We start from the raw sequence: 14,506 nt of genomic DNA, 5'->3' as shown, positions 1-14,506 counted from the left end.
GCAGCTCGGCGTCGCCGCACCGCTCGGCCGCCGCGATCGCGTTGCCCAGCAACGGTTCCGCGTCGGAGGCGGCGTAGCGCCGGGCGGCCCGCCGGCCCGCGGCCAGCCAGGCCCGGCCGGCCCGCCGATCGTCGCCCGCGGCCTGCGCGTGCCGGGCCACCGCCTCCGGGTTGTCGGCGAGCACGTCCGCGGCGCGCAGGTGGTGGGCCAGCCGGGTCGGCTGTGGCGTCGAGTCGTAGAGCACCTCCTGCACGAGGTCGTTGGCGAACTCGTACGCCCGCCCGGCGACCACGGTCAGCCGCGTCTCCAGGATCCGGTCGCAGCGCAGCGTCGCCTCCGCGGTCCCGACGCCGAGCAGGCCCGCGACGGCGGCCGGCGCGAACGAGGTGCCGAGCACGGCGGCGGCCCGTAACAGCTCCTCGGCGCCCGGCCCGGCGGCCCGGACCCGGGTCAGCACGCTCGCCCGCAGCGACGAGGGCACACCGGTGTGGCCCGCGGCGAGCGCGCGCAGCGTCTCCACCACGAACAGCGTGTGCCCGCGGGTCCGGCGGGCGATCTCGGCGGCGCGGGCGTCCTGGCCGGCGGCCCGGGCCAGGTGCGCGATCGCGGCGCCGTCGAGCGGCCCGAGCGGCACGACGTCGGCGACCTCGTCGAGGGTGGCCAGCGCCTCCCGGCCCTCGGCCGCCCGCACGGTCGCGACCACCAGCAGCCGGGCGCCGCCCGCGTGCCGGGCCAGGTAGTGCAGCAGCTCGACGGTGGCCGTGCCGGCGTGCTGGAGGTCGTCGACGACAAGCAGCACCGGGCGCGGCACCGCCAGGCGCCGGAGGAACACCGTGACCGCTTCGTACGCGGCGCGGCGCTCGGCCTCGGGGCTGCCGTGCTCGGCCGGCGGCGCGCCGAGCACGGCGGCGGCCGCGGGCACGAGGGTCGCCAGGGCGCCGGCCCGGTCGCCGGCGGCGGCCCGCACCCGGTCCGGGGGCGCGTCGGCGACCAGCGCCGCGACCGCCTCGACGAACGGCTGCAGGAACAGCGAGCGTTCGGCGGCGTAACAGCGGACCGTGACCACGACGCCGTCCGCCAGCCGGGCCAGCTCCACGGCCAGGCGGGTCTTGCCGATGCCGGGCTCGCCGGTGACCAGGACCAGCCGCGGCCGGCCCGCGCCCGCGTCCCGCCACGCGCCGGCGAGCCGGTCGATCTCCGCGTCGCGGCCGGCCAGGCGAGGAGGCGGGGGCGGCTGGAAGACCGGCACGTCGGCGGGGGTGGTCCGGCCACGCAGCACCGCGACGTGCAGGTCGCGCGTCGCCGCCGCCGGGTCGACGCCCAGCTCCTCGGCGAGCAGGGCGCGCAGCCGCTCGTACACCTCGAGCGCCTTGGCCGGCTCACCCAGGGCGTCGTGGGCCCGCATGAGCGCCCGCACCGCGTCCTCGTCGAACGGGTCGGCCCGGCCGGCCGCGAGCGCCGCGTCGCGGGCCCGGGCCGGCTGCCCGCCCGCCAGCGCGGCCGCGGCCACCACCTGCCGGGCCCGCCGCAGGTGTGCCGCCTGGTCGGCCCGGACGGCCGCGGCCCAGTCGGCGGCGGGCTCCCCGGTCAGTGCGGGCGCGGCGGCCAGGACACCCTCCGCCCAGCCGGCAGCATCGAGTGCGGCCGCCGGATCGGCCGGCAGCCGGCGCTCGGCCTCCGCGACGAACCGGGCGGCCTCGTGCAGGTCCACGGTGACGTCGGCGGGCAGCCGGTAGCCGCTGCGCCCGCCCTCGACAAGGTCCGCGCCGAGCGCCGCCCGGACGCGACTGACCAGGGTCGCCACGTTGTCGGCGGGCCGCGCGGGCGGCCGCGCGGGCCAGAGCGCCCCGACGAGCTGGTCGACGGCGACGACCCGGCGCTCGGCGGCGAGCAGGGCCAGCAGCGTGCGCGCCTTGCGGCTGCCGACCTCGGCGTCGGGCAGCACCCGGCCGTCGCGGACCACTGCGAACGGTCCCACGAGCCGGATCCCGATCTGCCCCATCCGGTCTTGCTACGTCGGCGGGTTCGCGCAGGTCAACCCTTCGTTCGCCAATCCGACGCAGTACCGAACACCGCGTGGTACGCGTTGAGCGCCGGCTGGCCGCCGAGGTGGGCGTAGAGCACGTTCGAATCGCGCGGAATGTCACCCCGCCGGACGAGGTCGATCAGCGCCGCCATCGACTTGCCCTCGTAGACCGGGTCGAGGATCACGCCCTCCAGCGTGCCGGTCAGCTGGATGGCGTCCACGGTGGACTCGACCGGGATGCCGTAGCGGTCGCCGGCCCAGCCTTCCAGCACCGTGATCTCGTCGTCGCGCAGGTCGCGGCCCAGGCCGATCAGCTCCGCGGTGTTGCGCGCGATCTTCTCCACCTGCGCGCGGGTCTCGTCGATCTTCGCGGAGGCGTCGATGCCGAGCACCCGCCGCGGCCGGTCCTGGCCCGCGAAACCGGCGATCATCCCGGCCTGGGTGCTGCCCGTGACGCTGCAGACGACGATCGTGTCGAAGAAGACGCCCAGCTCGCGCTCCTGCTGCTCGACCTCGTGCGCCCAGTTGGCGAAGCCCAGCCCGCCCAGGCGGTGGTCGGAGGCGCCGGCCGGGATCGCGTAGGGCACGCCGCCCGCCGCGCGGACGTCCGCCAGCGCCTGCTGCCAGCTCTCCTTGAAGCCGATGCCGAAGCCCTCCTGGACCAGCCGCACGTCGGCGCCCATGACCCGGGACAGCAGGATGTTGCCGACCTTGTCGTTGACCGGGTCCGGCCAGTCGACCCAGCTCTCCTGCACGAGCACGGCCTTGAGCCCGGCCCGCGCGGCGACCGCGGCCACCTGCCGGGTGTGGTTGGACTGCACACCGCCGATGCTGACCAGCGTGTCCGCGCCTTCGGCGAGCGCGTCGGCCAGCAGGTATTCGAGCTTGCGGGTCTTGTTGCCGCCGTACGCCAGACCGCTGTTGCAGTCTTCGCGCTTCGCCCAGATCCGGGCGCCCCCGAGGTGCGCGCTCAGGCGGTCGAGGGGGTGGACCGGGCTCGGACCGAACAGGAGGGGATAGCGCGCGAAGTCAGCGAGAAGCATGCAACATATTGCACGTCGCGCTCGCTGGGCTGTCAAGAGTTCGCCCAGCGCTGAACCTCGCTGCTGCCAGCAGCGTGGCCTGGTCGGGCCGCGGGCCGGCTCCGCATCGTGGGGTCACGAACACCGAGACCCACGAGGAGAGACCATGCAGAGCTTGACGGGCGGCGCGTCGCTCGACGACCAGCTCGCCACCCGGCTGTTGCACCAGCGGATCATCGTGCTCGGCGCGGAGGTCGACGACCCGATCGCCAACCGCCTCTGCGCCCAGCTGCTGCTGCTGTCGGCCGAGGACCCGCGCGCGGACATCAGCCTCTACATCAACTCGCCGGGCGGGTCGGTCAGTGCCGGCCTGGCCATCTACGACACGATGCGGGTGATCCCCAACGACGTGCGTACGGTCGCGATGGGCCTGGCCGGCAGCATGGCGCAGTTCCTGCTCTGCGCGGGCACGGCCGGCAAGCGGTTCAGCCTGCCGCACGCGCAGGTGCTGATGCACCAGGGCAGCGCCGGCTTTGGCGGCACGGCGGCCGACATCGAGATCTACGCCGGCCAGCTCGAGCGGGTCGGGCGGACCCTGGTCGAACTGATCGCCAAGCACACCGGGCAGACGGTCGAGGCCGTGCACGCGGACAGCGGGCGGGACCGGTGGTTCAACGCCGAGGAGGCGCTCGCGTACGGGATGGTCGACCACGTGGTGACCCAGGTCGACGACGTGCGGCCGACCGTCACCCGCCAGCCGATGGGGTTGTGACGATGAGCCAGTACACGATCCCGACCGTCATCGAGCGCACCTCGACCGGCGAACGGGCCTTCGACATCTACTCGCGGCTGCTGGCCGAGCGGATCATCTTCCTGGGCACGGAGATCGACGACGGCGTCGCCAACGTGGTGATGGCGCAGCTGCTGCACCTCGAGTCGGCGAGCCCCGACCAGGAGATCGCCCTCTACATCAACTCGCCGGGCGGCTCGTTCAGCGCGCTCACCGCGATCTACGACACGATGCGGTTCGTGCGGCCTGACGTCGCCACGTTCTGCCTCGGCCAGGCGTCGTCGGCCGCGGCGGTGCTGCTCGCCGCCGGCACGCCGGGCAAGCGGGCGGTGCTCGGGCACGCGAAGGTGGCCCTGCACCAGCCCTCGAGCCAGGCCCGCGGCACGCTGCCGGACCTCGCGGTGCAGGCCAAGGAGGTCAGCCGGGTCCGTGCCGAGATGGAGGAGATCCTCGCGGAGGTCAGCGGCCACCCGACCGGGAAGATCCGCGCCGACATCGACCGCAACCTGATGTTCTCGGCGGACGAGGCGGTCGCGTACGGGCTCGCGGACCATGTGGTGCGCAGCCGCAAGGGCACGCCGCTGGCCCGGGTCGGGTAGGTCCTAGGCGGCGACCCGCAGGTGCACCTCGCCGGCGCGGCCCGCGGTGTGACGGGGGTGGGCCGCGGTGTGACGGGGGTGGGCCGCGCGGGCGCGGGCGTCGGCGAGGCGCAGCACCTGGGCCGGCGGGGCCAGCTCCCGGCCCGCGGCGACGAGCAGGTCGGGCAGCTCGACGCCGAGGGCGCCGCAGACGGCGGCGAGCACCTCCGACGACGGCTCCTTGCGCCCGCGCTCGACCTCCGACAGGTACTGAGCGGAGACGCGGGCGTCCTGCGCGACCTCGGCCAGCGTGCGGCCCTGCCGCAGGCGGACCCGGCGCAACAGCCGGCCGAACACCTCGCGCAGCAGGGGCTGGTCCGTCACGCGCCTGACTCTATGCGGGCGCGCGCGTCCGGTGGCCCGGTTTCGCGCTCGGCGTAGCGGGACGTGCTTAGCTCAGGGCATGCAGTCCGACACTGGCGCTTTCAGCGACGTCGATGCCCTGCCGGAACCCATGTTCGACGTGCTCTTCGGCGTGCTGCGGGCGATGGCCGAACACCCCGAGATCCAGCGCGTACGCCGGACGGCGTGGGAGGCACTCGCGCCGCAGCCGGGTCAGCGGTTGCTCGACGCGGGCGCCGGGGCCGGCGAGGTGGCGCGCGAGCTGGCCGCCGTGGTCGGGGCGGAGGGCGAGGTCGTGGCGATGGACGCCTCCGCCCGCACGCTCCGGGCCGCGAGCGACCTGACCCCCGCGCACCTGCCGGTGCGGTTCGTCCAGGGTGACGTCAGGGATCTCGAGTTCGAGACGGGGACCTTCGACGGTGTACGCGTGGAGCGGGTCCTCCAGCACCTCGCCGACCCGGACCGGGCGGTGGCCGAGCTGGCCCGGGTCACCCGCCCCGGCGGCCGCATCTGCCTCGTCGACACCGACTGGGAGTCGGCGGTGACCGACGGCGTGCCGGCCGACCTGGCCACCGCGATGCGCGACCGCCTGCTCAGCCTGGCCGCCGACCACCACAACGACATGGGCCGCACGCTGCGCCGCCGCCTGGTGCGCGCCGGCCTGACCGCGGTGACGGCGACGCCGGTGACCCTGGTCTTCCCCGATCCCGCCTCGGCCGCCGTGGTCATGCCGTTCTTCAACCCCGCCGTGCCGCCGGAGGCCGGCATGATCCCGGACGAGCTGCGCGACCGCTGGTTCGCCGAGGTCGCCGCCGCGGGCGAGCGCGACGAGTTCCTGGCCGCGCTGACGATCTGGGTCGCGTCGGCCGTACGGCATTGACCTCCACCGTTCGACCGAGGCGCGGGATCTATACCTAGAACTACTATGCATCGCAGTTCTAGGTTTGGAGGGCGCGGTGCAGGTCACAAAGGATCTCGTGGCGGCGTCGGCGACGCCGATGGTGCTCGGCATCCTCGCGCAGGGTGAGAGCTACGGCTACGCGATCCTCAAGCAGATCGACGAGCTGTCCGGCGGCGAGCTGGCCTGGACCGAGGGCCTGCTCTACCCGCTGCTGCACCGGCTCGAGCGGCTCGGCCACATCGAGTCGAGCTGGCAGACGCCGCCCGGCGGCCGCCGGCGCAAGTACTACCGGATCACCGACCAGGGCCGCACCGAGCTGGCCGAGCAGCGCCGCCAGTGGGCCGCCGTGGTCGACGCGCTGAAGAACGTCTGGCAGTCGGCACCGCGGCCGCTGGAGGCGTGAGATGACCGTCGACAGCGACAGCCTGGATGCCCAGATCGGGCAGTGGCGCGCCTACATGCGACGCCGCCGGGCCGTGCACGACGTCGACGTCGACGAGCTGGAGGACCATCTCCGGTCGACGGTGGCCGACCTGGTCGAGGCCGGGCTGCGGCCCGACGAGGCGTTCCTGGTCGCGGTCAAGCGGATGGGCAACCTCGACGACCTGTCGCGGGAGTTCGCGCGCGTCCACTCCGAGCGGCTCTGGAAGCAGCTGGTGCTGGCCGGCGACACGGGGGCGCCGGCTGCGGCCGGCATGGGCGACGACCGGCTGGTGATGGCCGGCTGCGCGGTCGCCGCCGCGGTCGCCATCAAGATCCCTGAGCTGTTCGGGGTCAGTCTCAGCGAGGACACCGACTTCTACATCCGCAACCTCGCGCTCTTCGCCCTGGTGCCGCTGGCGGCGTACTTCGCGCTGCGTCGCCGGCTCGGAATCGTCTGGACCGGCCTCGTCGCCGGGCTGTTCGTCGTGGGCGCCCTCGCCGCCAACGCCTATCCGACCGCGGAGGGCTCGCAGAGCGTCGTGCTCACCGCGATCCACCTGCCGCTGGCACTCTGGCTGGCCGTCGGCCTGGCGTACGTCGGTGGCGACTGGCGGTCCGACCGCAAGCGGATGGACTTCATCCGGTTCACCGGTGAGTTCATCATCTACTCCGTGCTCATCTCGTTGGGCACGAGCCTGCTGTCCACGGTGGTCATCGGCGTGTTCGACGCGATCGGCGTCGACCTCGACACCGTCATGGGTCTGTGGGTGCTGCCGTGCAGCGGCCTGGCCGCCGTCGTCGTCGCGGCGTGGCTGGTCGAGGCGAAGCAGAGCGTCATCGAGAACATGGCCCCGGTGCTCACCCGCCTGTTCACGCCGCTGTTCACGGTCGCCGTCCTGGCCTTCCTCGTCGCCGTGGCCTGGACCGGCGAGCTCGTCGACGTCGACCGGGACGTGCTGATCCTCTTCGACGTGCTGCTCGTGACCGTCCTCGGGTTGTTCCTGTACGCGCTCTCCGCCCGCGACCCCGACGCCCCGCCCAAGCTCTTCGACCGGCTGCAGCTCGCGATGGTGGCCAGCGCGCTGCTGATCGACGCGCTGGTGCTGTTCGCGGTCCTCGGCCGGATCTCCGAGTGGGGCAACACGCCCAACAAGGCGACCGCCCTGGGCGTCAACGCGATCCTGCTGGCCAACCTCGGCTGGACGGCGTTCCTGCTCGCCGAGTTCGTGCGCCGGCGCCGCCCGTTCGCCGAGGTGGAGCGATGGCAGACCCGCTACCTCGCCGCGTACGCCGCCTGGGCCTGGGCCGTCGTGCTCGTCTTCCCGCCGGCGTTCGACTACTTCTAGAGAGGTCCCCTTCACCGCCGACCGCGGCCCCCACAACCTGCGCGACCCCGGCAGATCGCGACGCTCTCCAACGGGCTCCCATCCACCGGCACCCGTGCTCCGAATCACAGATGTCCCGACCGGGACGCGTGGAGGGAGAGCGGAATGCGCAGGCTCATCCGTCTCGCGGTCGCTGCCGTGGTGACCGGGGTGTTGGTCTGGCTGCCGTCAGTGGCCCAGGCCGGCATCACCGCAAGCGGCATCGACTGACCACCGATCGCGCGGGCGCCGCCTTCCCCCTGGGCGGTGCCCGCGCCGTCAGGCGAGTGCCGTCTTCAGCAGGAGGGGCGCCGCCGCGGCCCAGGCCTGCGGCGAGCAGGAATGCGGATAGGGCACCGGCGGCTGGCCCGCGCGACGGCCAAGGCCGGTCAGCACCTCCGGCAGCCGCCCGCCCGCGGTCGACGCGGCGGCGACCAGGCCGTCGGCGATCCGCGCTGCCGCGTCCCGCTGGCCGGCCCGGGCCAGGCCGGCCACCGCGAGCGCCGTGTCGTGCGGCCAGACGCCGCCGCGGTGGTATGAGAGCGGATGGTACGGCGCCTGCCCCTCGGCCAGCGTGCGGATGCCCCAGCCGGACCAGAAGTCCTCGGCGGCCAGGCGCTCCGCGACCAGCCCGGCCCACGTCTCGTCGAGGATGCCCGACCACAGCACGTGGCCGGCGTTCGAGGCCAGCGCGTCGACCTGGCGGTCCGCGCCGTCCAGAGCCAGGGCGACGAACGCGTTCGGCAGGCGGAAGTCCGCGGAGAACATCGCCCGCAGGCGGTCCGCGCGCCGGTCGAGGTCGGTGGCCCAGTCCGGGTCGCCCCAGGCCGTGCGGGCCAGCTCCGCGGTGCCGCGCAACGCCCGGTACGCGTACCCCTGCGCCTCGCAGACCGCGATCGGTCCGGCCGCCACCACGCCGTCGGCGAAGACCATCGAGTCCGCCGAGTCCTTCCAGCAGTGGTGCACGAGCCCGGGCGCGTCGGTCGGGTAGCGCAGGTAGCCGGTGGCCAGCATGCCGCCGTCGTCGAGCATCCAGCGGATCGCGGCGCGGGCGGCTTGCTCCAGGTCCTTGGCCACGACGTCGTCGCCGGTGAGGGCGTGGTGTTCGGCCAGCAGCACGAGGAACAGCGGGGTGGCGTCGACCGTGCCGTAGTAGCGGGCGTACGGCACCTCGCCCAGCGTCGCCAGCTCGCCCTGGCGCAGCTCGTGCAGGATCTTGCCGGGCTGCTCGATCCGCTCCGCCGCGTGCTCGCGGCCCTGGGTGGCGGCCAGCAGGCGCAGCGTGCCCTCGGCCAGCTCCGGCCGGTACGGCAGCGCGAACAGCGAGGTGAGCAGGCTGTCCCGGCCGAACAGCGTGAGGAACCAGGGCGCGCCCGCCGCCGGCACCACCGCGCCCGGGGGCAGGTCGAGGTCGGGCAGCGGGAGGTCGGCGGCCGGCATCCGGAGGCTGTCGAGGTCGGCCAGGCCGCGCGCCACACAGCGGGCGAGGTCATCGGCCGGCAGGACGGCCGACAGCGCGGACGGCGGCGCCGGCACGGTCGCGGCGTCACCGGCGGAGACCGTCGCGCGCAGCGTCACCGAGCCGTGCGCCGGCACGGTCACCGTCCACTGGGGGCCGTCCGCGGACAGCCGGGCCGGCGGCGTGGCGGTCACCCGGGTCTGCCGCCGGAAGCCCCGCCGGGCGTACCCGAAGACCACCTCGGTATCGGCCGCGGTCACCTCCCGGTCGGCGTCCGACTTGTCGAACAGCCGCGACGAGCGCAGCTCGAACTGGTCCGCGAAGTCCGCCTCGACCGAGAGCGCCACCCGCACGGTCTGCGGGGAGCCCACGAAGCTGGTCAGCGTCAGCTCCTCGGCGAGCAGGCCCGATCCCAGGCGCTGCACCCGCCGCAGCACGAACGGCGGGTTCTCGTTGCGCACGGTCGGCGGTGCGAGCACGACCTCGTCGGAGTCGGTGGACGCCGACAGCGCCCGCAGCGCGCGGCCGTGCACCGTCAGCACCCAGCGCGACAGGTGCCGGGTGTCGGCGACGAAGAACCCGCCGTTGTCCGTGATGTTGCCGGCCGCGTCGGTCAGCAGGCAGGTCACGCCCGCGACAAGGGTGCGCATAACGGGGTCAACGACTCAGCGGCGCGGCCCGGTGCGGATGAGGTCGAGCGTCAGCGCCGCGGTCCAGCTGAAGTCGTCGGTGCCGTAGCCGGCGCCGGTCAGCGGGTCCAGGTACTCGCGGAAGCCCGCCGTCCGCACCCGCGCCAGGAGCCGGTCGCGCAGGTCGTCGGCCAGCCCGGTCTCGCCGTGCAGGCGCAGGCCGTACCAGAAGAGCCAGCTGGTGTTGATCCATCCCGGGCCCCGCCAGTAGCGCCCGGGCTCGTGGTCGGCCGCTGTCAGGTCGTAGCTGGGCAGCGGGCAGGCGTCGGCCAGCCGGAACCGGTCACCGAGCGCGGTCTTCACGAGATCCGTCGCGACCGGCAGGTCGGGGATGACCACGGGCAGGAGACCCGCCACGGAGTACGACCGGAGCGGCGCTTCGCCGAGGACGTCGTACGCGAGGAAGGTCCCGGCGGTCACGTCCCACAGCTCGGCCATCAGCGCGTCGGTGACCTGCTGGGCCCGGACCAGGTGCCGGGTCGGGTCGAGCCCGATCTCGGTGGCGATCGCGGCCAGGGCGTGCTCCCCGGCCGCGAGCAGCCCGTTGCACAGCGGGTCTTCGACCGCGAACCCCGGCGTTCCCTGGTAGGCGGCGTCCCGGTAGTCGCGGGCGATCCGGATGTAGCGCCCGTAGTCGGCGTCGGTCGGCCGTTCGGCCGCGGCCGCGTGCGCGAGGTCGCGCCGGGCCAGGTCCGCGGGCGGCAGCGGGACCACCCGGGCCAGCGGCGCGTCCCAGGCCGGGCTGTTGTCCATCCCGGACTCCCACGGGTGCACGACGGACACCAGGCCCCGCCCGCGCAGGTCCCGCGCGGTGAGCAGCCAGTCGTGCCAGGCGACCAGGCGCGGGTAGAGCCGCTCCAGGAACCGGCGGGACCGGGCCACGGTCGGCGCGGCCCGGAACGTCTCCCAGGCGGCGAGGGCGTGCACGGGCGGCTGCACGATGCCGGAGGTCGGCACGCCGGGCGCGCCGGCGACGTCGGTGGACTGCCAGAAGGCCGGTCCGGGGAAGTACGCGTCGGCCGGCACCAGCGGGTCGAACACGATGTGCGGCACCCGGCCGTCGGCCCACTGGGCGCCGAACAGCGACTCGAGCTCGCGCTGCGCCCGCACCGGTGAGAGGTGCCGCAGGCCCAGCGCGATGAACGCCGAGTCCCAGCTCCACTGGTGCGGGTAGAGGCCGCCGGCGGGCACGGTCGCGCCGCGCCGCCAGTTCGCGGCCAGGACCCGCCGCGCCGCCCGGTCGAGCGACGCGGACGGCGATATGACGGGTGCGGTGGGAGCCAGGGCGACGGTCACGACCACCTCCGCAGGAAGCCGGGGATCGCGGCGACCGCGGCCGTGGGCTCGCCGCGCAGCCGGCACTCGACGGCCAGGTGCCCGTCGTAGCCGATCGCGTCGAGCGTGCCGAGCAGCGCGCCCCAGTCGATGTGACCGGTGCCGGGCTGGAACCGGTTGGAGTCGCTGACCTGCACGTGACCGAGGTGGTCGGCGGCCTTGACGAGGGCGCTCGTCGGCTCGTCCTCCTCGATGTTCATGTGGTACGTGTCGGCGAGCACCCGCAGGCCGCGCGGCCCGGCCTCGTCGACCAGCGACACCGCCTCGTCGAGCCGGTTGACCATGTGGTCCTCGTAGCGGTTGAGCGGCTCGAGCACGAGGGTCACGCCGAGGCTCGCGGCGTGCGCACCCAGGTCGGTCAGCGCCGCGAGCAGCACGGCCCGGTCGGCGTCGGGGGTGCGCGGCGGCTCGAACGGGGGCAGGCGCCGGGAGAACATGCCGTACGACGCGGGGGTGCAGGCCACCGAGCCGCCGACCTCGGCGATGACGGAGAGCTGGGAGCGGAGCTGGGCGATCGCGTCGCGGCGCAGGTCGGCGTCGAAGGCGCCGATGAAGTGCAGCATGTCGACGCAGACCGACGGCATCGGCACGCCGTCCCGGGCCGCCTGGCGCAGCTCGGGCAGCCGGTCACGGAAGGCGAAGTCGCCCTTGGCCCGCAGCTCGATGCCGTCGTAGCCGGCGCGCGCGGCGAAGTCCCACTTCGCCTGGAGGCTCTCGCCGGGGAGCAGCTGCTCCTGGCAGGAGATCTTGATCATGAGAACTTCAACACCACCTGGAGTGCTTCCTGCGGACGGTGGTCGAGCATGGCGAACGCCTCCGCCGCCTCTTCCACCGCGATGACGTGCGTGACGAGGCCGACGGGGTCGACCGCGCCCTGCTGGGCGAGACCGAGGAACGCCTGGTTGAGGCGGGCCTGGTCCCAGCGCCCCGCGAGCTCCGGTGGCACGCCCCCGATCTGGGAGGAGACGATCCGGACCCGGTTGTGGTGGAACTCGTCGCCGAGCCGCAGCCCGACGCCGTCGCCCTGGTAGAAGCCGGACGCGACGACCCGCCCGTCGACCGCGACCGCGCGGATCGCGTCGTGCAGGGCCGCGTACTGGCCGCTGATCTCGATCGCCACGTCGGCGCCGCGACCGGCGGTCAGCTCGCGCATGCGCAGCGCGACGTCGTGCGCGGCGGCGTCGATCGTGTGTGCGGCGCCGTAGTCCATGGCCTTCTCCAGCCGCGCCGGCAGCGTGTCGACGGCGACCACCGTGGCGCCGGAGAGCTGGGCCAGCCGGGTGGCGAGCAGCCCGAGCACGCCCTGGCCGAAGACCGCGACCACTTCGGAGAGGTGGACGTCGGCGGCCAGCACGCCGTTGAGCGCGACCGCGCCGACCCGGGCGAAGGTGGCCGCGACCGGGTCCAGGCCGGCCGGCACCACGCAGCCGCGGACCTTCTCGATCGGGAGCACGGCCTCGCCGCGGTGCCCCCAGATGCCCCAGACCTGCTGGCCCGGTCGTGGGTCGTCGGGGTGCGGCTCCTCGGCCAGCACCTCGACCACCTCGCCGACCTCGGAGTAGCCCAGGCCGGCCACCGGGTAGCGCAGCCCGCTCGTGCCGGCGACGAACAGCCGCAGCTCCGGGTCCCAGTCGCGGTTGAGGTAGGGGTTCGTGCCGCGGTAGGCGGTCAGCTCGGTGCCCGCCGATATCCCCGAGTAGCTGGTGCGGACGCGCACCTGCCCGGGACGCAGCTCCACGTGGGGTTGGTCGATGACCTCAACGTGGCGAGGGGAGGTGAACTGCACTATCTGCGGCACGACGGCCTTCCACCCATGATCGTAGAGAGAAGTGCGCGACATAACGACGGCTGGTTCCGCCGAGATGTTACGCACTTATGTCTGGCAATCAAGTATAAGTCTGGATGGTCATCTGTCCGTCATATGTGGACAAATCGTTCCCTGCGGCGCGGCGGCGGAGGCAAGATCGTCCGTTACCCGACCAAGAGGCCGAACGTTACGTACATATGTCTTGCCTTCGCGTATAAGACCTTGGTGTGATTCGTCCGTAGATCGTGGACTAAGGGAGAGATCGATATATCGGACGAAGGAGCTGACCGCGTGAACGCGAGACGCCTGCTCACCGCCGTTATCGCGGCGACCCTGGTGACCACCGCACTCACCGCCTGCGGTGGCGACGACCCCGAGGACGACGCCACTGGTTCGATCACCGTGTGGAGCCTCGAGAGCCAGACCGACCGGGTCCAGGCCACCCAGAAGATCGCCGACGAGTTCACGGCGAAGACCGGCATCCAGGTCAAGATCGTCGCGACCGACGAGAACCAGTTCACCAGCCTCGTGACCTCGGCCGCCGCCGCCGGGCAGCTGCCCGACGTGATCGGTGCGCTGCCGCTGGCCGCCGTGGCCCAGATGGCGACCAACGACCTGCTCGACACCGACGCCGCGAAGTCCGTGGTCGACGAGCTCGGCCGCGACACCTTCTCGCCGCGGGCCCTGGAGCTGACCGCGCAGGACGGCAACCAGCTCGCCGTGCCCAGCGACGGCTGGGCCCAGCTGCTCTTCTACCGCAAGGACCTGTTCGACAAGGCCGGCCTGCAGGCGCCCGACACGTTCGACAAGATCCGCACGGCCGCGCAGCAGCTCAACAAGGGCGGCGTCGCGGGCATCACGATGGCCAACGTTCCCAACGACGCGTTCACCGAGCAGACGTTCGAGAACTTCGCGCTCGGCAACGGCTGCGAGCTGGTCGACGACCAGAAGAACGTGCAGCTCGACTCGCCGCAGTGCGTGGCCACGTTCCAGCTCTACCAGGACCTGTTCAAGAACTACTCGGTGCCGGGGGCGCAGGACGTCGACACCACCCGGGCCACGTACTTCGCCGGCAAGGCCGCGATGGTGGTCTGGTCGTCGTTCCTGCTCGACGAGATGGCCGGGCTGCGCAACGACGCCCTGCCGACCTGCCCCGAGTGCAAGGCCGACCCGGCGTTCCTGGCCAAGAACAGCGGCATCGTGACCGCGGTGGCCGGGCCCGACGGGCAGCCGGCCCAGTTCGGCGAGATCACGAGCTGGGCGATCACGGCGGAGGGGGAGAACACCGAGCAGTCCCGCCGGTTCGTCCAGTACATGATGAACGAGGGCTACCCCGGCTGGCTCGGCATCGCGCCGGAGGGCAAGTTCCCGGTCCGCAAGGGCGACTCCGGCGATCCGCAGAAGTTCACCACCGCCTGGAACACGCTGCCGGCGGGCGTCGACACCCGCAAGCCGCTCTCCGAGAGCTACCCGGCCGACGTGCTGGAGGCGCTGCGGACCAGCCCCGACACGTTCAAGCGGTGGGCGCTGCCGCAGAAGCAGGGTGCGCTGCTGGGTGCCACGCTCGGCGAGCTGCCCGTGCCCAAGGCCGTGAACGCCCTGACCGGCGGTGAGGTCGATGCCGCCGGCGCGGCGAAACGCGCCGCGGACGAGGTGCGGGCTGCTGACGGGCGACGACATCGCGACGATGGCCGACAACGCGATCGTGTT

General features: G+C 73.5%; 12 protein-coding genes and 1 pseudogene. 6 read left to right on the top strand and 7 right to left on the bottom strand.

The features are described from left to right. On the bottom strand, positions 1 to 2,002 hold a 2,002-nt coding region (locus tag AB0H87_RS25950; protein WP_360150715.1), incomplete at its 3' end, for an AAA family ATPase. Positions 2,003 to 2,034: 32 nt separating this feature from the next. Continuing rightward, entirely contained in the window at positions 2,035 to 3,069 is a 1,035-nt protein-coding gene (locus tag AB0H87_RS25945; RefSeq protein WP_360150712.1) for a 1-aminocyclopropane-1-carboxylate deaminase, read from the bottom strand. Between the two features lie 145 nt (positions 3,070 to 3,214). On the opposite strand from AB0H87_RS25945, the gene AB0H87_RS25940 reads away from it, so the two are divergent. Further along, positions 3,215 to 3,820 carry an ATP-dependent Clp protease proteolytic subunit gene (locus AB0H87_RS25940; RefSeq protein WP_360150709.1) on the top strand — a complete coding sequence of 202 codons (606 nt, stop codon included), beginning with the start codon at positions 3,215 to 3,217 and terminating at the stop codon, positions 3,818 to 3,820. A 2-nt stretch (positions 3,821 to 3,822) separates the two neighbouring features. After that, on the top strand, positions 3,823 to 4,437 hold the full coding sequence (locus AB0H87_RS25935; protein WP_360150706.1) for an ATP-dependent Clp protease proteolytic subunit: 615 nt from the start codon (positions 3,823 to 3,825) through the stop codon (positions 4,435 to 4,437). Positions 4,438 to 4,590: 153 nt separating this feature from the next. Here the strand turns inward: AB0H87_RS25935 and AB0H87_RS25930 are convergent. After that, positions 4,591 to 4,785 (bottom strand): annotated as a pseudogene (locus AB0H87_RS25930) (helix-turn-helix transcriptional regulator); the annotation flags it as partial. Positions 4,786 to 4,879: 94 nt separating this feature from the next. Between AB0H87_RS25930 and AB0H87_RS25925 the strand changes: the two are divergent. The 3 genes from AB0H87_RS25925 to AB0H87_RS25915 all read left to right on the top strand — a co-directional run bounded on the left by AB0H87_RS25925 (position 4,880) and on the right by AB0H87_RS25915 (position 7,488). After that, positions 4,880 to 5,698: a methyltransferase domain-containing protein gene (locus tag AB0H87_RS25925; protein WP_360150703.1), complete on the top strand. Its 819-nt coding sequence runs from the start codon at positions 4,880 to 4,882 to the stop codon at positions 5,696 to 5,698. 76 nt (positions 5,699 to 5,774) lie between these two features. Beyond that, positions 5,775 to 6,122 (top strand): PadR family transcriptional regulator, encoded by a 348-nt coding sequence (locus AB0H87_RS25920; protein WP_360150700.1) that lies wholly within the window; start codon positions 5,775 to 5,777, stop codon positions 6,120 to 6,122. Position 6,123: 1 nt separating this feature from the next. Then, a complete protein-coding gene (locus AB0H87_RS25915; protein ID WP_360150697.1) occupies positions 6,124 to 7,488 on the top strand; it encodes a permease prefix domain 1-containing protein in 1,365 nt (454 codons plus the stop codon). A gap of 297 nt (positions 7,489 to 7,785) precedes the next feature. Here AB0H87_RS25915 and AB0H87_RS25910 read toward each other — a convergent pair whose 3' ends face one another. From AB0H87_RS25910 to AB0H87_RS25895, 4 genes are read right to left on the bottom strand one after another with little or no spacing between them, the layout of a single operon-like run. Continuing rightward, positions 7,786 to 9,615, bottom strand: coding sequence for a glycogen debranching N-terminal domain-containing protein (locus AB0H87_RS25910; protein ID WP_360150694.1), 1,830 nt, complete (start codon positions 9,613 to 9,615; stop codon positions 7,786 to 7,788). Positions 9,616 to 9,630: 15 nt separating this feature from the next. Next, complete coding sequence (locus AB0H87_RS25905; RefSeq protein ID WP_360150691.1) at positions 9,631 to 10,950, bottom strand: trehalase family glycosidase; 1,320 nt, start codon at positions 10,948 to 10,950, stop codon at positions 9,631 to 9,633. Further along, positions 10,947 to 11,744, bottom strand: a complete 798-nt coding sequence (locus AB0H87_RS25900) for a sugar phosphate isomerase/epimerase family protein (protein WP_360150688.1) — start codon at positions 11,742 to 11,744, stop codon at positions 10,947 to 10,949. Before AB0H87_RS25900 ends, AB0H87_RS25905 begins: the two co-directional genes overlap by 4 nt. Beyond that, positions 11,741 to 12,727 (bottom strand): zinc-binding alcohol dehydrogenase, encoded by a 987-nt coding sequence (locus AB0H87_RS25895; protein ID WP_360150685.1) that lies wholly within the window; start codon positions 12,725 to 12,727, stop codon positions 11,741 to 11,743. The genes AB0H87_RS25900 and AB0H87_RS25895 overlap by 4 nt, the downstream gene beginning before the upstream one ends. A 360-nt stretch (positions 12,728 to 13,087) precedes the next feature. Here AB0H87_RS25895 and AB0H87_RS25890 point away from each other — a divergent pair. Then, a partial coding sequence (locus AB0H87_RS25890; protein ID WP_360150682.1) for an extracellular solute-binding protein occupies positions 13,088 to 14,506 on the top strand: 1,419 nt, incomplete at its 3' end.

The sequence above is a fragment of the Asanoa sp. NPDC050611 genome (assembly GCF_040654855.1).
Classification (GTDB): domain Bacteria; phylum Actinomycetota; class Actinomycetes; order Mycobacteriales; family Micromonosporaceae; genus Asanoa.
The sequence above is the reverse complement of the archived record's forward strand: the minus strand, read 5'-3'. Positions and strand labels throughout refer to the sequence as shown.